Source organism: Rhizobium mesoamericanum STM3625 (genome assembly GCF_000312665.1).
In the GTDB taxonomy this organism is placed as follows: domain Bacteria; phylum Pseudomonadota; class Alphaproteobacteria; order Rhizobiales; family Rhizobiaceae; genus Rhizobium; species Rhizobium mesoamericanum.
This window is the reverse complement of record NZ_HF536778.1, coordinates 254601-271489: the sequence shown is the minus strand read 5'-3', so window position 1 is coordinate 271489 and position 16889 is coordinate 254601. Positions and strand designations below refer to the sequence as shown.

The following is a 16889-nucleotide window of genomic DNA, read 5'->3' as shown; positions in this document are numbered from 1 at the left end:
CCGCGAAACCACCAGCCTTGATATGCCAACCATTCTCTGCGCCCATGGCGTCGCGGATGACGGAGAACGCCTCCTCACCGACTGGAAACGGACCTTTTCGCTTTCCGAGGTCGCCGGCATCAACTGCACGGGACAGGTGACCAACGAAAGCTTCAGATAGCCTTTCCAATAGGGGCGAAGAGCCATAGCCGCCTCCCGTCGACCGGCGCGGCGCTGTGGCGCGCCTACCGTCTTGGCCATCTTTGCTGCTGGCGAACGGGAGGCCTTGGCCCGGCCATTGCCCACATTGGCATTGGCGGCGGCTCGTTTCGATGCGCCGATTTATTGGCGATGGATTTCCGACAGGATTTTGGTTACTGCCTCCTCGGCGGCAGTGACGGCGCCAGAGAGATAGCCAGGCTCGGAAGGGCTTGTCTCGCTGCCGGCGAGGAATAGACGATCTTTCCACGGGCCTGAGACCCACTCCTTGCTTCCGGCCACAGGATGGGCGCCGCCCGTGCGGTCGGCGGCGGTCGCCGTCAGCGGATCGGCGGCCCAATCCTTGAGAATGGTGGCAAGGGGCTTGAGCGCCTGCGGGCCGAAGAGCCGCGCCAACTGCGTGAGGCAGGCCTCTTTCAACGCCTGCTCGCCGGTTGCTGCGCGACGCTGCTCCGCTCCGACGCCAAGAAAGCCGAACAGCGCCGCCTTGCCGGATGCCGTCGTCGCGTCGTGGATTTCAACCATCGGCCCGACCATGCTCTGTGCCGTGCCGGAGAGGCCGTCCGTGCGCCAGAAGGGCTGGTCGTAGATCGCAAAGAATTTCGCATGCGGCGCCATCCACGTCGCCATGTCGCGCCAGCGTGCGGCGGTCTTGGGCTCCTGCGCCGGCGTAAAACGCACCGTCGCTTCGAGAAGCCGCGGGGGCAGGGCGGCGATCACATGCTCGGCCAGCAACAGAGACGCGCTCTCCTCGCCCGTTTCCACGCTCAGTTCGATGCCGGCATCGGCAAGCACCATCGCCGTCACCTTCGCACCGCGCAGGATGCGGCCGGCGGGAAGATCGGCGGCGAGCGCCCGCACCAGGGCGGCAGTGCCACCGGCAAGCCGCATCGATTGCTGTTCCATAGATGTCGGGCTGTAGCGCTGCGGCCTCTCACGCGACATGCGCTCGAAAATCACGTCGCCCTCGCCGTTCTGGCAGAAGAATGAAAGCCCGAGCTGGCCGACGAGCGTCGCCATTGCCGGCTGCATCTGCGGCCAGTACCAGGAGGGGCCGAGGTCGAAGCCATCCTCGCTGGAGAGACCATCCTCGCCCGTCGTCAGGATGCGGCCGCCAAGACGGTCGCGCGCTTCGAGGACAATGACGTCAAGGCCGGCAGCGTTCAGCGAACGCGCGGCATAGAGGCCGGAGAGACCGGCGCCGACGACGGCGATTTGGCAGGTTTTCATATGTTGCTTCCGGGGGATTGGGAGGGGGATTGAGGATTGTCGAAGGCGCAGACATCCGCGTGCAGAAGCGGCGCAGCTTTGTACCACACCCGCGCACCCTCCGGCCGGATTTTCGCATGCAGATGTTGTTCCGCTGGGAGCCGCAGCCAGCTCCAGCGTCCCAAAGCCTCGCCCGCCCCGCTGAAAGCGCCGTCGAGCACCAGCAGCTCGAGCCCCTGGAAATTGGCGATCGTCACCTGCGCCTTCGGCTGCCATGTCTCCAGCATCACCCGCTCGCTCGCACCCTCGAAGAGAATTTTCGATGAGGCGACACCGGCACGCAATTTGCCCGCTTCGCCTTCGCCAGGCATGATCACCACCCGCTCGCGATCATCCGCCTTGAATTGCCACAGCTTCACCAGAATGGTGCAGCCGTCCTCGCTTTGCGGCGCGTGGCCGCTGCCGGGCGGATTGCGGACATAGGCGCCCATCGGAAAATCGCCGCCGTCATCCTGGAAGACCCCGTCGAGAACCAGAAATTCCTCGCCGCCCGGATGCGCGTGATGGGCAAAACGGCTGCCCGCGGCGTAGCGGACGATCGAGGTGGCCCGCGCCTTCTCTTCCCCGATCCTGAAGAGCATGCGCCGGTTGACTCCCTTGGCGGGGCTTGGCATCCACTCGAGTGCCGCGGCATGGACGAGCGTGCGTCGGGAAAGATCTTCGTTCAGCAGCATGTCAAAGCTCCGATCTGCCGCCATCGACGACGATCTCTGCGCCGAGCATATAGCTCGAAGCGTCGCTTGCCAGGAAGAGCACGGCGGCGGCGATCTCTTCCGGTCTGCCCATGCGCCCGAGCGGCACCTGCGCGCCGACGCGTTCCGCATAGGCGCGGAACTCTTCCTCGCTCTGGTCCCTGGCGCGGTGGATCGGCGTTTCGATCGAGCCGGGGCTGACGGCGTTCACCCTGATCTTCCGGTCGATGAGCTCGGCCGACATGGTTCGGGCAAAGGAGCGAACCGCCGCCTTCGAGGCCGAGAGGATCGCCCGGCCGGGCGTGCCCACCTGATTCAGCCAGGAGGTGTTGAGCACGATCGATCCGCCCGGGCGCATCAGCGGCAGGACGGCCCGCACGGTGAAGAATACGCCCTTCACGTTCACGTCCATAATCCTGTGATAGGTCGCCTCGTCCGCCGTCGCAAGCGGCGTGCCGAGTGCCACGCCCGCATTGGCAAACAGGATGTCGAGCGATCCGAACGCATCCTGAAGCACGCTCTTGACCCGGCCCAGATCGTCGATCGAGGACACGTCCGCCTGGATCGCCAGTGCGTCGCCGCCAATCTCGGCAGCGGCCAGATCGAGTTTTTCCTGCGAGCGGCCGGTGATCGCCACGCGAGCGCCGTTGGCGCGCAGCGCCTTCGCGGCGGCAAGGCCGATCCCGCTCGAACCGCCGGTGATCAGCGCCGTCTTTCCCTCAAGCATCATTCGTCAATCCTCTCGTCTGGCGAAGACTCTAGCGCCCGCGATTGCATTGACGAGGAAAACCGGCCATACCGCAAAGAAAGAAAATCTTTGCGTGGGCGCGATGAGAAACCTGACCAGACTGCGATCGCTCCAGGCACTGGAGGCCTCGGCAAGACACGGCAGCTTTGTCGGCGCGGCAAGCGAGCTCGACGTGACGCCGCCCGCCGTCGGCCAGCTCGTGCGTTCGCTGGAGGATTGGGTGGGCTATCCGCTGTTTAAGCGCAGCCGCTCCGGCACCGAGCGTCTGACGCCGGTCGACGAGGCCGCGGATGCACTCGAGGATATCGCTCAAGGGCTCGACCTGCTGGAGGCGGGCTTGCGCAAGCTGCGCGGCCGCAAGGCGCGTGCCGTCGTCGTCGTCACCGCCTCGCAGGCGCTGGTTGGCAACTGGCTGCTGGCGCGCCTCGACGATTTCTCCGTGAACTGCCCGAATATCGACGTCCGGCTCGACGTCTCCGACCGGGTCAGTGACCTTGCCTTAGGCGAAGCCGATATTGGCATTCGCTGCGGGCTCGGCACATGGAAGGGTGTCAAATCGACCTTCCTGATGGGCGAGGAGATCATCGCCGTCTGCCACAACAGGCTGCTGCCTCAAGATCGCGAGGTCACCGCCGGCTGGATCGCCGAACAGACACTGATCCACGACGGCACGCCGCATCGGGGCGGCGACTTCCCATCATGGGCCGACTGGCTTTCCCGTTCCGGCGCCAACCAGGTGCCGGCTGAGCGCGGCCTGAAGATCAACTCCACCGCCGCCGTGATCCAAGCGGCGATCGCCGCGCGCGGCGTCGCCCTGGTGCGCAAGGCGCTGGTCGCCCAGGAACTGGAAAGCGGCCGCCTCGTCCATCTGTTACCGGAAATTTGCTGGCCGGTGAAATGGGCCTATTACATCGTAGCTGCCCCAAAGGCACTGCGGCGCCACGAGGTCGCGACCTTCCACGACTGGCTCTGGAAAAGTCACGCGCATTGATCCCCCAAAAGCGGGACCCCACTCCAACTGACAGAGCCTGGCGACAACAGACCGGGGGGCCAGGTGCCATGCGCTGTTCCCGCCACAGGTCTTAGCAATGCTCTTCCAGCCAGACGTTCAAAGACAGCAAGTTCGGGAAGACCGGTATCTGTTGCCAAAGCCGTGGCCGGCATCTTGGACGTTCTTCTCAACTTGCCCCTTCTCCGAGCCGGCGGAGGGGTTACAAAACTCGGGCGTAAAGACGTAGTGGTTCGTCATCGCCAAAAACCGGATATTGACTAGCAGTGCGCATATTGTCGTAAATTCCCCCGCTCGGGCACTCCGCCGAAGACCCGGAAGCCGCGTCAATGCGCGTGACGGCGTTGTCACCTTGTTTCACTGAGGTCGGACGAAGCGCTTTCAGTTCAACTCAGGCTGCTGCGCCGGTCGCGGCTGCTTTCCATTGCGCCATAGCGCGGATGCGATGAATGTGGGTGGCGAGAGCAGAGTGCTCTGGTGCGACGGGACGGAATGATTTCTGAGCGCTGAAAACACCGAGACGAATCGTTGCAAGCCGCCGACGGATCGGAAGCCTTGCATTATTCGTTCTAGTTTTCGCAGCCGCAGATGGGAATTTTCTGCACGATTGTTGAGGCCCTTGTGTGATCTATGTTCAACGGCCAGCATCACACCTGGCTTTGCCGCTCCGTATGAGCGCAGTTTATCGGTGATAATCCTCTTTGGCGCCAGACCGCATGGGCGATGGATCTGCGGTGGGAAACGGTGGTTCTTATAGAATGATGGTCGGCGCGCTCATCACGTCCGGCTATCCGTCAACCGTTAAGCCAAGTACAACGTGACAGCACCGAGCTAGGTGATATCGGAGGAGACCTGGAGCTTGGTCACGGAGTCGGATGCGCGGTGGCGAGCTTTTGCATTCCGGATCAGCTTCACGCCCGCTACGGCGTCACTGATCCGTGGGCTTGTAAGCTCGAAGCGGTCGACAAAGTCTCAGGCTGTAACCGGAGGTGCGGCGCTGTCCTAAAGTCGAAGCTGCATGCACAGGAGATCAAGCCACCGCCCGAACTTTTGGCCGACCTCGCTGAATTTTCCGACTGTCTTAAAGCCCAATTTCTCGTGCAGTTTGATCGAACCGGAATTCTCCGCCTCAATGCATGCGACAAGAACATGAATCTGGCGAGCTTGCGCTTCCGAGATAAGTGCGCGCATGAGGCTTGAGCCAATGCCTCCGCCTTGCGAGCCCTTTCGCACGTATACTGAATGTTCCATCGTCTGCCGGAAGCCTTCGATTGTCCGCCAGATTCCGTAGGTCGCGTACCCTAAGACATCGCCGTTCCTGTCCGCTACGAGCACAGGATGCTTCTTCGCCATTCGATCGGCGAGCCACATCCTTCGGTTTGGCAAATCAACAAGTGTCTCGTTCCATATCGCGGTGGTGTTTTGCACCGCTTCATTATAGATATCGAGAATGGCTGGGAGGTCGGCCTCAAGCGCCGGACGGATTACAATTGAATTTTCCATATCTCGAAACTGTCCACTATGATGTTCACGCTGCGCCGCGTTTTCCAAACAGATGTGGAGCACACCGATATTCTATCGTATCCTGAAATTCAAGTGAAAACCGGCGTCCCTCCGCGGAAATTGCTCACTCCCGAGTCTGGCGCACGAGGCAAGAAAGTCTATTATGTTGGATAACATTGATGAGCGGCTGGGCGCTCGCATAAAGATTGAGCGCGAACTCCGCGGTTGGTCGTTGACAGAATTGGCGAAGCGGTCAGGCGTGTCTCGGGCAATGATCCACAAGGTCGAGCGCGGGGATGCAAGCCCGACCGCAATGCTACTGGCACGTCTTTCGGGAGCATTCGAGATCAGCATGTCCACACTCATGGTCCGTGCCGAGACGCAGGAAGGGATGCTTTTGCGAAAGCGCCAGCAACCCGTCTGGGTCGATCCCGTTACGGGCTACATCCGAACACATGTGTCGCCCCGTTCATCGACTCCAATCGATGTGATCGATGTCGTTCTGCCTCCGGGAAAGCGGTCCTCGTTTCCTGCTTCATCCTATGCACATCGAAAGCACCTGGTGTGGGTCTTGAAGGGAGAACTTGTGTTCATCGAGGGCGAGACGACGCACCAGATGGATGAAGGTGATTGCCTTGAAGTGGGGCCACCGAACGATTGTACTTTCGCGAACGAGACGGCAGACGAGTGCCGCTACGCTGTGATCGTGCTCAGAGAAGCCTGACATAATCTCGTTCTTACCGTTGCATGCCGCTCGGATCAGGCGGAAGGCTGCCGTGCCTTCCGCCTTTTCTTTACTGAATGGAGTCGTCTCGAATCCCCTGAGCGTAATCATATAGTGACGGAAGCGTTCGGGCTTTTCACGTACTGGGGACACGACGACACAGCTTTTCCAAGCCCCTCTTTCAAGCCAACCTTCTTTTCAAAGCTCTCTTGACATATCTCAAATGTCCATCATAGTGGCATACCTGTTTCATTAAGATGGACAATTCGACCGATATCGATAAGAGAAGGAGTGCCTATGTTACGCGAAATACATCTCAACGCCTTCGATATGTTTTGCCCAGGCCACATCCAGCAGGGAATGTGGACACATCCTCGTGATCAATCATATCGCGTCAATGATCTACAATATTGGACCGATTGTGCGCGTAAGCTGGAACAAGGCCTGTTCGACGGAATCTTCTTTGCCGACGTGGTGGGGGTCTATGACGTTTATGGCGGCAGTGCGGACGCCGCCGTGCGCGGCGCTGTTCAGCTTCCGGCCAATGATCCAACAATCGTCATCCCGGCAATGGCCGCGGTTACGAAGAACCTCGGTTTCGGCGTCACCTGCAATCTTATCTATGAGCAGCCGTTCCTCTTTGCCCGGCGAATGTCCACCCTGGATCACATGACGGGCGGTCGTATCGGCTGGAACATCGTCACGGGATATCTCGACAGTGCGGCTCGTGCGATTGGTCTGCAGGGACAGGTCGCTCATGACGACAGATACGATCTGGCCGACGAGTATATGTCGCTTGTCTACAAGCTTTGGGAGGGCTCCTGGGATGATGACGCGGTCGTCGGTGACAAACAGAACGCCGTTTTCACCGATCCGGCCAAGGTGCGCGTTATCCATCACGAAGGGCGGCAGTACAAAGTTGACGCGATGCATCTTTGCTCGCCCTCTCCACAGCGCACGCCGGTTCTTTATCAGGCAGGGTCGTCGCCGCGCGGCCGCGAATTCGCTGCCACTCACGCCGAGTGCGTTTTCGTGAACGGCCAGAAGAAGGAAGATGTCAGGGGCATCACCTCTGACATCAAAGCGCGTGCGGAGGCAAAAGGACGTTCCACAGATGACGTAAAGGTCTTCCTTGGAGCGACCCTGATCATCGGTAAGACGGGCGCAGAGGCGCAGGAGAAATTCGAGGAATACCGTCGATATGTGAGCTCGGAGGCCGCGCTTGTACATGCGGCCGCCTCGCTCGGCATCGACTTTGCGAAGTACGATCTCGACGAGCCGATCGAAACAGGCAAGAGCCAGGCGATCGTTTCCAACGTCGAGATCATGAACAAGGCTGCTGGCCCGAAATGGACCCGGCGCAGGCTGTTGGAGCAGATGGTGCTCGGTAGCAGGCAGCAGCCTTGGGTCGGATCCGCAGAAGAGATCGCCGAGACGCTCATCGGGTGGAGCGAGGAAGCCGGGATCGCCGGGTTCAACCTGTCCCGGACGGTTACACCGGAGAGCATCGACGACGTAATCACCCACCTGATCCCGCTTCTGCAGGAGAAGGGCGTTTACAAGACGTCTTACGCGGAGGGCACGTATCGCGAAAAGCTGTTCGGCCACGCCCGCCTGCCAGCCACTCATTCCGCCGCGCAATATCGCGGTGGGACTGCTGCAGAATAGTCGCTCTCATTAGGAGGAGGATTTCAGATGATCGACAAATCCCAATATCGCGATGCGATGGCCGGTCTCGCTGCCGCGGTGAATATCATTACGTCTGACGGTGCGGCAGGCACTGCTGGCTGCACAGTCTCCGCTGTCTGCTCCGTGACGGACGAGCCTCCTACCTTGCTCGTCTGCATCAACCGAGCGAGTGCAAACAACGAAATCATTCGAAAGAATGGCAATATTTGCGTCAATGTTCTGTCGGCCGACCAGCGCCATGTCGCAATGCAATTTGCCACCAAAGGCCTGTCTGTCACCGAACGTCTTGCTTGCGCCAAGTGGAGCGTTCTCGAAACCGGCGCACCCGTTCTTAACGGAGCCGTGTGTGCCATCGATTGCCAGGTCGATTCCGTCTCGGAAGTTGGCACGCACACAGTTTTTTACTGCCGGGTGAAAGCAGTCCAAAATCAGCCGGGTTCTGACGGCTTGATATATTTCGGTCGGGATTTTCACCGAGTCGGTGTGAATATGGGCGGTCCAGCCGAGGCCAGGACTTAGAACGATGGGCAGGCGCGTTAACGTCAGTCCACGATCTCTTGCCATCCCGTCCGGAAAACCTGCGAGCAAGGACAAATGGGGTGCCTTGGCCCTGATCCTTGCCGCACAGGTCTCAGCAATGAGCGTGTGGTTTTCATCCAGCGCGGCGATCGCAAGCATCAAGCAACATCAGTCAATAACGTCAACGGAAGAGGCGTTCCTGACGACAACAGTCCAGATCGGATTCGTTGCGGGAACTATTGTCTCGGCCCTTTTCTCGCTCCCTGATTGGTACGATCCTCGGCGGCTTTTCTCGGGTTGCGCGGCAATCGCAGGTTTGGCAACTCTCTGCCTCGTCTTTAGCGCGCCAACTGGTCTGCCGGTCGTCTTCCTCCGGTTCTTGACAGGTCTTTGTATGGCCGGCGTCTATCCGGTCGGCATGCGCATGGCTGCAACCTGGGCTAACAAAGATCTTGGTCTTTTGATCGGGCTTCTCGTTGGTGCGCTCACCCTTGGCTCGGCGAGCCCGCATTTGCTGGCCGCGACAGTCGAGGTGAACTGGAAAAACATCTATCTCGTCGCGTCAGGGTCCGCTTTACTTGCAGCCGTCCTCATCTGCTTCGTGCGTTTGGGTCCGAATATCCGCCGAGCAACGGCGGTCGACTTTTCCAAAATCGCCCAGAGCTGGCGCCGGCCGTCAATCCGCAAGGCCAATCTCGGTTATTTGGGTCACATGTGGGAACTCTACGCCATGTGGGCATGGCTTACAGTGTTTCTACATCAATCGTTCGCCGAACGTGGATTCGCCAACTCGAATACAATGGCCGCCTGGTTGACGTTCGTAGCGATCGCGTCGGGAGCGGTCGGCTCGTGGCTAGGTGGCCTCCTAGCGGACCGCATTGGTCGGACTTTTGTGACGATAGCCGCAATGGCGGTGAGCGGTACGTGTGCGGCAACCGTTGGATGGCTCTACCATGCACCGCTGGTCATTCTGGCTCCTCTTGTTGTCCTATGGGGCATTAGCGTCATTGCCGACTCTGCGCAATTCTCTGCAACTATTGCAGAACTTGCCGAGCCGAGCTCCGTCGGAACCTTGCTGACTGCTCAGACATGCGCTGGATTTTTGCTCACCATGGCTAGCATTCAAATCGTGCCTATCGTTCAGGAAATCTTGGGCTGGTCGGGCGCATTCATGATGCTGGCGGTCGGCCCGATCATCGGCTGCGTCGCCATGTGGCGCCTGCGTTCTGATCCGGATGCAAAGCGCATCGCTGGCGGCAAACGCTAGCAATCAACTGACATGAACTCGCCATTCGGCAAACGGGCCGAAAAGGCGGGGTGAAGAAATCCGCCGCAAGAGCGGAGCAATTTTCTGTGTCGCTTAACAAGAGGATGGAACCATGCGACCTATACACATACTGGCCTTGATCCCGGTCCTCGTTGCGCCATTCTTCCTGAACCGGGTCGAACCGTTCCTTTTGGGCATGCCATTCGTTCTGGCATGGCTGTCCCTCATGCTTGTGCTGACCTCGGTCGCAATGGCTTGCATCTATGTCGTTGACAAAGCGAGCGGCGCACATGGCTCCGATGATTTGGAAGGAGCCAGCAAGTGAACAGCGCACACTTTTTCATCTTCGGAATCCTGGTCGTTGCACTTGGGCTTGGACTTCGCGCAAGGCGCGGCAAGGACATGAGCCTCGAGCAATGGTCCGTCGGCGGGCGCGGCTTTGGTACGCTCATTGTTTTCCTTCTGATGGCGGGCGAAATCTTCACGACGTTCGTCTTTCTCGGCGGCAGCGGGTTTGCGTACGGCAAAGGAGCGGCAGCGTTTTACCTACTTGGCTATGGAAGCCTTTGCTTCATTCTCTCCTATTGGCTTCTGCCGCCGATCTGGCGCTACGCCAAGGAGAAGGGGCTTTTGTCGCAGCCGGATTTTTTTGAGTATGAAAGTCAAACACTTGGCGATGTTGTCGCGGTGGTCGGAGTCGTGGCGCTCATTCCGTATCTTGTCCTTCAACTCAAGGGCTTGGGCATTATTATCAACGTTGCATCATACTCATCGATCTCGTCCACCCAGGGAATCTGGGTCGGCGCTATAATCGTGGCGCTCTACGTTTTCGTGTCTGGCATTCACGGGTCGGCATGGACTGCTGTCGTCAAGGACATTCTGGTGATGTTCGTTGCGGTGTTTCTCGGCCTTTATCTGCCTTATCATTACTACGGTGGCATCGGACCGATGTTCGAAGCTTTAAACCAGGCAAAGCCCGGTTTCTTGGCCTTGGCACCGACTGGCCAAAGCACCACCTGGTATGCCTCGACGGTGCTGCTTTCGACGTTGGGCTTTTATATGTGGCCGCATACGTTTACCGCCACATTTGGCGGTGGCGACACAATCGTCTCGCTGCTCCTCATGGCCTATGCATTCGTAACACAGCTCTTCCCGGTCCTTTTGATGAGCCTAAGGAAGAATAACCCCGTTACCCGCTCCGCTGCCATCGTCAGGATCGTTGTCGGCGAAGCAACTGTGGCCTGGGTTTCGCTTACCAAAAGCACTGTCGGCGCCCTGTTCCCTTTCCTGCCGTCGCCATTGCAGGATCTGAACGTCGGTATCGTGGCTTTGGCGCTCAACGTAATCACTCTCGTGTTTGTTACGCTCGTGACCCGCAAACCCGAAAGCGCCGGCGCACAACAGGTCCGTGAAGCTTGATCAATCGGGCGGGGAGGGCATTGCTCCCCGCCCATACAGGCCCCAACGTCGCTGCCTCAGGTGGTGGCCGAAAAACTTTGCAGAAAAGGTTGATAACCCATGGCCAGTTCATTCAAACCAGAACTCGTCGAAATGCCGATTGGCCACTGGATCGGTGACCGGCTGATTATCGACAGTTCGGGAATCGAGCTGCAACGCCCCTCAGATGGTATCAACTACGCTTCCTGCCCATTGGGAGGTCCCGAGATCGTCGATCAGGCTGTTTCGACCGCCAAAGCCGCTCTCAAGACGAGTGGGTGGGGAATGCGCCGGCCCCGCGAACGCACCGAAGTCATGCACCGTTGGGCAGATCTCATCGTTGCCGAAGGCGAAAAGATCGGCCAGTTGGAGTCGATTTCTTCTTCACGGCCGATCGCGCAGTCCGTTTCGATCGATGTTGCCGTGACCGCCGAACAAATTCGTTTCTTCGCTGAGATGGCCGACAAGGAAGGCGGCGATGTGGTTCCGACAGATGGCAACCATCTCGGCATGATCCTCAGTGAACCCTACGGTGTCGTCGGGGCAATCACGCCTTGGAACGTGCCAGTCTCTATGGCGGGTTGGAAAATGGCGCCTGCTTTGGCGGCCGGTAACGCCATTGTTCTTAAGCCCTCCGAGTTGACACCGTTCTCCACGATCTACATCGCGCAGCTTGCCATCAAAGCAGGAATACCAGCTGGCATCGTAAACGTCGTCTTGGGTGACGGAATGACGACGGGCGCGAGCCTCATTGCGCATTCCGATATCGCCAAGGTCAGTTTCACCGGCTCCACTCTTGCTGGAGGTGCGATCATGAAAAAAATCGCGTCGACCCAGATCAAGCCTATGACGCTGGAGCTCGGGGGGAAGAGTCCTCAGATCGTCTTTCCTTCCGCCGACCTCAAGGTGGCCGCCCGGTGCATCGCCGGAAGCATCATGCTGAATGCCGGGCAAACATGCGTTGCCGGCACAAGGCTGATTATCGATCAGCGTGTCTCAGGCGAGTTCATGGGGCTTCTGGCGGCAGCGATGACGTCCTACCATGCGGGCCCAACTTGGGATGCTACAAGCAACTATTCCCCCGTCATTTCCGCGCACCAAATCGCGCGCATTGAGACCATCGTCGATGCGGCAGTCTCTGAAGGAGCCGAGGCAATCATAGGCGGGAAACGCATGGATCGTGATGGATATTTCTATGAGCCCACGATTCTTAGCGGCGTAGAGAAGGATTCTCCCGCGCTGGTCGAAGAAATATTTGGCCCGGTCATCACCGTTCAAACGTTCGGTGACGAAGAAGAAGCCTTCGAATTGAGTGATCATCCAACCTACGGTCTTGCCGCCGGCGTGTTCTCGAAGGATCTGTCGCAGGCAATGCGGGCGGTCAAACGCGTTGAGGCAGGGACAGTTTGGGTCAATCGTTACGGGCGCTCGCGCGACCACATCCTCCCGACCGGTGGTTACAAGGCATCCGGTATCGGCAAGGACCTTGGCAAGGAAGCCTACAAATCCAACCGTCGGCTAAAGAGCGTTTTGATCGAAATCTGAATTGGCGCCGGAGGTACGCATTATGGCAAACGCTCGTGAAATTCTTGAAAAGTTGATAGGTTTTCCATCCGTCGTGGGCTCGGCGAACGCGCCGATCGTCTCTTACATCAGGGACTATTTCGTTGCGCTCGGCGCGCATGTGAGCGAGCTGCCCGGTCCGGAAGGAAATCGTTCAAATCTGTTCGTGAGCATGGGACCGCGTGATCGAGCCGGCATCATTCTCTCGGGTCATACGGATGTCGTGCCCATAGAGGGTCAGCCTTGGACATCGCCGGCGTTCGCGCTTCGACAAGGGGGCGATCGCCTTTACGGCCGCGGCACCAGCGATATGAAAGGGTTTCTTGCCGCTGCCATGGCCGTCGCAGCTGGAGTCAATGCGGAAAAACTCCGTCGCCCCCTTCGCTTTGAATTTTCCTACGACGAAGAGGCAGGATGTCGAGGCGTTCCCCATATGATCGAGGCAATTCCGTCGATCTGCGCCTTGCCGGCGAGCTGCATTGTCGGAGAGCCAAGCCAGATGATCCCGATTCTTGCGCACAAGGGGAAGGCCGCCGTCAAATTCACAGTCGAAGGAACAGCCGGTCATTCGTCGAGACCCGATCGCGGGCTCAATGCCATTCACGGACTGTCCACCTTATTGGCCAAGGCGGTGGCTCAGTCGGATCTGCTGAAGCACGGGCAGCAGAATGAACTCTTTTTGCCGTCATACTCGACCCTTCAGGTCGGTGTGATCGAAGGAGGTCTGTCACTTAACGTCATACCGCAGTTCGCAAGCTTTGATGTCGAGGTTAGAGCCATTCCCGGCGCGGAGCCCTACTCACTGCTTGAACCGATTTTCAAGGCCTTTCCCGAGCTTGAAAAGGTTGGACTCAAAGTCAAAGCTGATCGCTTGTCCGAATATCCAGGAATGGAACTCCCGGAAGATTCCGATTTGGCCACATTGATGACGAGGGCAACTGGCCGGAACCCCATCCGGGCGGTGAGCTACGGGACCGAAGCCGGGCTTTTTGCGAAAACCGGTATTCCCTCAATCATCTGCGGTCCCGGTAACGTCGACCGAGCGCACAAGGTCGATGAATACATTCTCCTGTCGGAGCTCAATGAGTGCTGCTCTGTGCTCGACCGGGTCGCTTCCGACCTGGCTGCGTGATCAGCGAGCGACGTACTCACACATTTTCAAAAGAAGGATTGACGTAGCCATGGAAGCCACGAACGACCGCATCGAAAAAGATCACTGGAGTATCCCTTCGTCCATCGCGAGGCTTGGGCAGAGCTTGGTTGACGACGAGGTTAGCAGCGATGCATTATGATCAGAAATGTCATTGATCCTTCGGTTCATAAATGGCATCATAATGCTTGATCGTCAGCATCTTGCAATTCTGAGAGAAGTCAGCCGTCGAGGCAGCGTTACCGCGGCCGCCGAAAAGCTGAACGTCACTCAATCCGCCTTGAGCCATACGATCGCAAAGTTCGAGGAACGGCACCGCATCAAGATATGGATGAAATCAGGCCGCGGGCTGCGGTTGACGCAGACAGGTGAGTATCTGCTTTCTGTGGCCGAACGCGTCCTGCCCCAAATGGAACATGCCGAGCGGGTCCTGACCGATTTTGCTATGGGAAGGAGAGGAGCCCTTCGTGTTGGCATGGAATGTCATCCCTGCCAGCGGTGGCTGACCAAGATTGCGACGTCTTATCTCGACAAGTGGCCCGATGTCGATTTCGACGTGCGTACGGCTTTCCGGTTCGACGGTGTCGAGGCACTCCTTGCGTACGAAATCGATCTTCTGATCACACCGGATCCCGTGGACGCGCCGGACCTGCTCTTTACGCCGGTTTTCGAATATGAGTTGGTGCTGATGGTGCATGCGACCCATCCTCTTGCCAACCGGAAATGCGTGCAGCCACAGGATCTTCTCGACGAGGAACTGATCACGGTTCCGGTCACATTGGAGCGGCTGGACATATACACCAAATTCCTTGTTCCCGCCCATTGCCGACCGCGTCAGCACCGCACGGCCGAAACCATCGACCTGATGCTGCAACTCGTCTGTGCGAAAAGGGGTGTTACGGTCCTACCGGATTGGCTGCTGCAGGAAGACGCCGTTGGAATGCCGATACGCGCGCTACGCGTGGGCGATACCGGTATACGGAAAAACATCAATCTGGGTGTACGGCGCGGTGAGGAGACCATATCATACATCGACGGTTTTCTAGCGCTTGCCCGCGAGAGGGGGCGCTCGCCTTCGCCGTGATCGCGGAAAGCGAATTTCCCAGCGCCGCCTTGATTCCCTCTCGTCAATCACCGTCGAGGAGATGTTCAGAGCCACGATATTTGCAAGAGGTTATTCGAGCTTGTGCATGTAGGCGGCCATGTCTCGCGTCTTTCCTTCCGTGCGGCATCGCATTGTGATGTCTCGCCTCCGACGTAGGGAAGCAAACGGATCGGAATAGCAAGCATCGCAAGTGCGGCCTGACTGAGGAAGCTGCCCCCAAAATGGTGACCTGGAACTGCTTCGAGGGTCCAGATGACCAACTGCGGGCGATCACAGCAGCAACCAAGCCACCGACCATAACCCGGGCGATCGCTCTGTCGAGCTTAGCGACTGTGCCGCAGTCCGAACCCAGAGGTTTCGTGTGGTGGTCTTCTGATGTTGTGACCCGGCGGTTGTGTCGCGGAAAGCCTGGAACTGTTCAGGCAAACCGAACCACCTCTATCCTTCAGCTTTGCTCGACAACGAGTTTCGAGATGACGTCTCGGGCAGCTTGGGAAGATGCTTGTACGGCGCCGGCAAGGTAGCCGGCCTCACCTCGGCTCGTCTCGCTCCCGGCTAGGACCAGCCGCTCTTTCCACGGGCTAGCGATCCAGCCCCCTCCAGGGCCATTCGGGTGGCCGGCGGAAAACCAGTCGGCGGATGTCGCAGTCAGCGGGTCGGCAGCCCAGTCCTTGTAGAGGGTCGCTCGCGGATGGGCAGCTTGCGGCCCGAAGATGCGCGTGAACTGGCGGATCGAGGCCTCCTTCAGCGCGACCGCGCCGATTGCTGCACGTTGTTCGGCTCCCATCCCGACGAAGCCGAACAGGGCTGCCTTGCCCGAGTACGTGGTTGCATCATGGATCTCCGTCAAAGGTCCAACCATGCTTTGCGCCGTCCCGGAGAATCCTGCCTCGCGCCAGAAGGGACGATCGTAGATAGCGAAAAATTTGGCGTGTGGCGCCATCCAGGTCGGCGTTTGCCTCCACAGTTCGGTCGTGCCTTTCTCCTGGGCCGGCTCGAACTGGACGGTCGCCTCCAGAATACGCGGCGGAAGCGCCGCAATCACCTGTGACGCCTGAATCAGCTCTATACGTCCGTCGGCAAATCTCAAAGACAGCTCGACACCGGTTTCGTTGAGACGCATCGCGGTGACTTGCGCACCGCACCACAGCGCCGCCTCAGGCAAGCCTTGCGCCAGCGCACGAACCAATGAAGCGGATCCTCCGATGAACCTCAGTGCTTCGGGCTCCTGATTCAGTCCGGGATAGCGCTTTGCCGATTCCCGCGACATCCGCTCGAAGACAACGTCGCCATCGCTGTTTTGCGCAAACGTGAGCAGATCGAGTTCGGCAACGAGCGCGGCGATCGCAGGCTGCATTCGAGGCCAGATCCAGGACGGTCCAAGGTCGAAGCCGTCTGCGTCCGGCTGGCCTGTCTCGTTCACGGTCTCGATCCGGCCGCCGAGGGTGGCTCTTGCCTCGATGAGCAGGAATTCGATCTCGGCCGCATGCAGCAGTCGCGCGGTGTGCAGTCCTGCAAAGCCTCCGCCGATAATAGCTACCTTGGTGTTCCTCATTATCTCTCTCCGGGAAGCTGGCTCCCGACAGCGTTGGCCTGTCAGAAGCGGGCGCGCCCGTGACGGTCTTCAAGCGGGGATGACGGTCGGCGGGCTGGTGGGACAAATTTGTGATCCCGCGCACATAGCACGAGGAATGTCGGATCAAAAATTTCCTTGCTTCATGGATCGATAAATTCTGTTCATAACACGGAGGCTCATGCACCTCGTGTTTGTGACCTCGCACCACCATCTCAGTCATCCGCAAAACGTCTGCGGCCGTCGTGGCCTCGAGTGGCCTGCCGGTGGGCAGGCGTCCCAGCAGTGCCGTTCAAGCTTTTCGCCTTGGAACCTCAGCCTGTCGGCCAGTACCAGAAATTCGAGGTTTCGTTGATTTTCAACCACGATCGTTGACCTTGGCGGCCACTGCTCGACCGACACGTGTTCCCGTCCGTCGTCGAGTTGCGCTGAACACTGCCTAA

At 58.9% G+C, this 16889-nt stretch carries 15 protein-coding genes and 3 pseudogenes; 10 read left to right on the top strand and 8 right to left on the bottom strand.

Annotated features, from left to right (window positions below; translation table 11 throughout):
* Positions 1 to 63 precede the first annotated feature (63 nt).
* The 4 genes and pseudogenes from BN77_RS35425 to BN77_RS29935 all read right to left on the bottom strand — a co-directional run.
* Positions 64 to 186, bottom strand: a pseudogene (locus tag BN77_RS35425) (non-homologous end joining protein Ku); the annotation flags it as partial.
* Between the two features lie 135 nt (positions 187 to 321).
* Positions 322 to 1428, bottom strand: a complete 1107-nt coding sequence (locus BN77_RS29945) for a flavin monoamine oxidase family protein (RefSeq protein ID WP_007539373.1) — start codon at positions 1426 to 1428, stop codon at positions 322 to 324.
* Positions 1425 to 2141: a cupin domain-containing protein gene (locus tag BN77_RS29940; protein ID WP_007539370.1), complete on the bottom strand. Its 717-nt coding sequence runs from the start codon at positions 2139 to 2141 to the stop codon at positions 1425 to 1427. The genes BN77_RS29945 and BN77_RS29940 overlap by 4 nt, the downstream gene beginning before the upstream one ends.
* A 1-nt stretch (position 2142) precedes the next feature.
* Positions 2143 to 2886: a glucose 1-dehydrogenase gene (locus BN77_RS29935; RefSeq protein WP_037075944.1), complete on the bottom strand. Its 744-nt coding sequence runs from the start codon at positions 2884 to 2886 to the stop codon at positions 2143 to 2145.
* Between the two features lie 103 nt (positions 2887 to 2989).
* On the opposite strand from BN77_RS29935, the gene BN77_RS29930 reads away from it, so the two are divergent.
* Positions 2990 to 3898: a LysR substrate-binding domain-containing protein gene (locus BN77_RS29930; RefSeq protein WP_040679158.1), complete on the top strand. Its 909-nt coding sequence runs from the start codon at positions 2990 to 2992 to the stop codon at positions 3896 to 3898.
* A 94-nt stretch (positions 3899 to 3992) separates the two neighbouring features.
* Here the strand turns inward: BN77_RS29930 and BN77_RS35420 are convergent.
* The 3 genes and pseudogenes from BN77_RS35420 to BN77_RS29925 all read right to left on the bottom strand — a co-directional run.
* Positions 3993 to 4242: pseudogene (locus BN77_RS35420) on the bottom strand (IS21 family transposase); the annotation flags it as partial.
* Between the two features lie 65 nt (positions 4243 to 4307).
* Positions 4308 to 4630 (bottom strand): annotated as a pseudogene (locus BN77_RS33070) (DDE-type integrase/transposase/recombinase); the annotation flags it as partial.
* Between the two features lie 288 nt (positions 4631 to 4918).
* On the bottom strand, positions 4919 to 5419 hold the full coding sequence (locus BN77_RS29925; protein WP_007539358.1) for a GNAT family N-acetyltransferase: 501 nt from the start codon (positions 5417 to 5419) through the stop codon (positions 4919 to 4921).
* Positions 5420 to 5582: 163 nt separating this feature from the next.
* Between BN77_RS29925 and BN77_RS29920 the strand changes: the two genes are divergently transcribed.
* The 9 genes from BN77_RS29920 to BN77_RS29880 all read left to right on the top strand — a co-directional run bounded on the left by BN77_RS29920 (position 5583) and on the right by BN77_RS29880 (position 14852).
* Positions 5583 to 6143: a helix-turn-helix domain-containing protein gene (locus BN77_RS29920; RefSeq protein ID WP_007539357.1), complete on the top strand. Its 561-nt coding sequence runs from the start codon at positions 5583 to 5585 to the stop codon at positions 6141 to 6143.
* A gap of 297 nt (positions 6144 to 6440) precedes the next feature.
* Positions 6441 to 7811 (top strand): LLM class flavin-dependent oxidoreductase, encoded by a 1371-nt coding sequence (locus BN77_RS29915; RefSeq protein WP_007539355.1) that lies wholly within the window; start codon positions 6441 to 6443, stop codon positions 7809 to 7811.
* Between the two features lie 27 nt (positions 7812 to 7838).
* The gene (locus BN77_RS29910; RefSeq protein WP_007539353.1) at positions 7839 to 8351 is read left to right on the top strand and encodes a flavin reductase; all 513 of its coding nucleotides are present in this window, start codon (positions 7839 to 7841) and stop codon (positions 8349 to 8351) included.
* A 4-nt stretch (positions 8352 to 8355) separates the two neighbouring features.
* Positions 8356 to 9618, top strand: coding sequence for an MFS transporter (locus BN77_RS29905; protein ID WP_007539352.1), 1263 nt, complete (start codon positions 8356 to 8358; stop codon positions 9616 to 9618).
* A 112-nt stretch (positions 9619 to 9730) separates the two neighbouring features.
* Positions 9731 to 9943: a DUF3311 domain-containing protein gene (locus BN77_RS29900; RefSeq protein ID WP_007539349.1), complete on the top strand. Its 213-nt coding sequence runs from the start codon at positions 9731 to 9733 to the stop codon at positions 9941 to 9943.
* Positions 9940 to 11037, top strand: a complete 1098-nt coding sequence (locus BN77_RS29895; RefSeq protein WP_007539347.1) for a sodium:solute symporter family protein — start codon at positions 9940 to 9942, stop codon at positions 11035 to 11037. The genes BN77_RS29900 and BN77_RS29895 overlap by 4 nt, the downstream gene beginning before the upstream one ends.
* Positions 11038 to 11136: 99 nt before the next feature.
* A complete protein-coding gene (locus BN77_RS29890; protein WP_007539345.1) occupies positions 11137 to 12600 on the top strand; it encodes an aldehyde dehydrogenase family protein in 1464 nt (487 codons plus the stop codon).
* Positions 12601 to 12622: 22 nt separating this feature from the next.
* On the top strand, positions 12623 to 13750 hold the full coding sequence (argE, locus tag BN77_RS29885; protein WP_040679155.1) for an acetylornithine deacetylase: 1128 nt from the start codon (positions 12623 to 12625) through the stop codon (positions 13748 to 13750).
* A gap of 202 nt (positions 13751 to 13952) precedes the next feature.
* Positions 13953 to 14852: a LysR family transcriptional regulator gene (locus tag BN77_RS29880; protein ID WP_040679154.1), complete on the top strand. Its 900-nt coding sequence runs from the start codon at positions 13953 to 13955 to the stop codon at positions 14850 to 14852.
* A gap of 466 nt (positions 14853 to 15318) precedes the next feature.
* On the opposite strand, the gene BN77_RS29875 is transcribed toward BN77_RS29880, so the two are convergent.
* Entirely contained in the window at positions 15319 to 16428 is a 1110-nt protein-coding gene (locus tag BN77_RS29875) for a flavin monoamine oxidase family protein (protein WP_007539340.1), read from the bottom strand.
* Positions 16429 to 16889 lie beyond the last annotated feature (461 nt).

What these genes read in the sequence shown, in the direction of transcription:
- BN77_RS29910 (WP_007539353.1), top strand. Translation starts at nt 7,839, where the DNA reads ATGATCGACAAATCCCAATATCGCGATGCGATGGCCGGTCTCGCTGCC.
- BN77_RS29930 (WP_040679158.1), top strand. Translation starts at nt 2,990, where the DNA reads ATGAGAAACCTGACCAGACTGCGATCGCTCCAGGCACTGGAGGCCTCG.
- BN77_RS29935 (WP_037075944.1), bottom strand. Translation starts at nt 2,886, where the DNA reads ATGCTTGAGGGAAAGACGGCGCTGATCACCGGCGGTTCGAGCGGGATC.
- BN77_RS29880 (WP_040679154.1), top strand. Translation starts at nt 13,953, where the DNA reads ATGCTTGATCGTCAGCATCTTGCAATTCTGAGAGAAGTCAGCCGTCGA.
- BN77_RS29945 (WP_007539373.1), bottom strand. Translation starts at nt 1,428, where the DNA reads ATGAAAACCTGCCAAATCGCCGTCGTCGGCGCCGGTCTCTCCGGCCTC.
- BN77_RS29875 (WP_007539340.1), bottom strand. Translation starts at nt 16,428, where the DNA reads ATGAGGAACACCAAGGTAGCTATTATCGGCGGAGGCTTTGCAGGACTG.
- BN77_RS29915 (WP_007539355.1), top strand. Translation starts at nt 6,441, where the DNA reads ATGTTACGCGAAATACATCTCAACGCCTTCGATATGTTTTGCCCAGGC.
- BN77_RS29900 (WP_007539349.1), top strand. Translation starts at nt 9,731, where the DNA reads ATGCGACCTATACACATACTGGCCTTGATCCCGGTCCTCGTTGCGCCA.
- BN77_RS29925 (WP_007539358.1), bottom strand. Translation starts at nt 5,419, where the DNA reads ATGGAAAATTCAATTGTAATCCGTCCGGCGCTTGAGGCCGACCTCCCA.
- argE (WP_040679155.1), top strand. Translation starts at nt 12,623, where the DNA reads ATGGCAAACGCTCGTGAAATTCTTGAAAAGTTGATAGGTTTTCCATCC.
- BN77_RS29890 (WP_007539345.1), top strand. Translation starts at nt 11,137, where the DNA reads ATGGCCAGTTCATTCAAACCAGAACTCGTCGAAATGCCGATTGGCCAC.
- BN77_RS29905 (WP_007539352.1), top strand. Translation starts at nt 8,356, where the DNA reads ATGGGCAGGCGCGTTAACGTCAGTCCACGATCTCTTGCCATCCCGTCC.
- BN77_RS29920 (WP_007539357.1), top strand. Translation starts at nt 5,583, where the DNA reads ATGTTGGATAACATTGATGAGCGGCTGGGCGCTCGCATAAAGATTGAG.
- BN77_RS29940 (WP_007539370.1), bottom strand. Translation starts at nt 2,141, where the DNA reads ATGCTGCTGAACGAAGATCTTTCCCGACGCACGCTCGTCCATGCCGCG.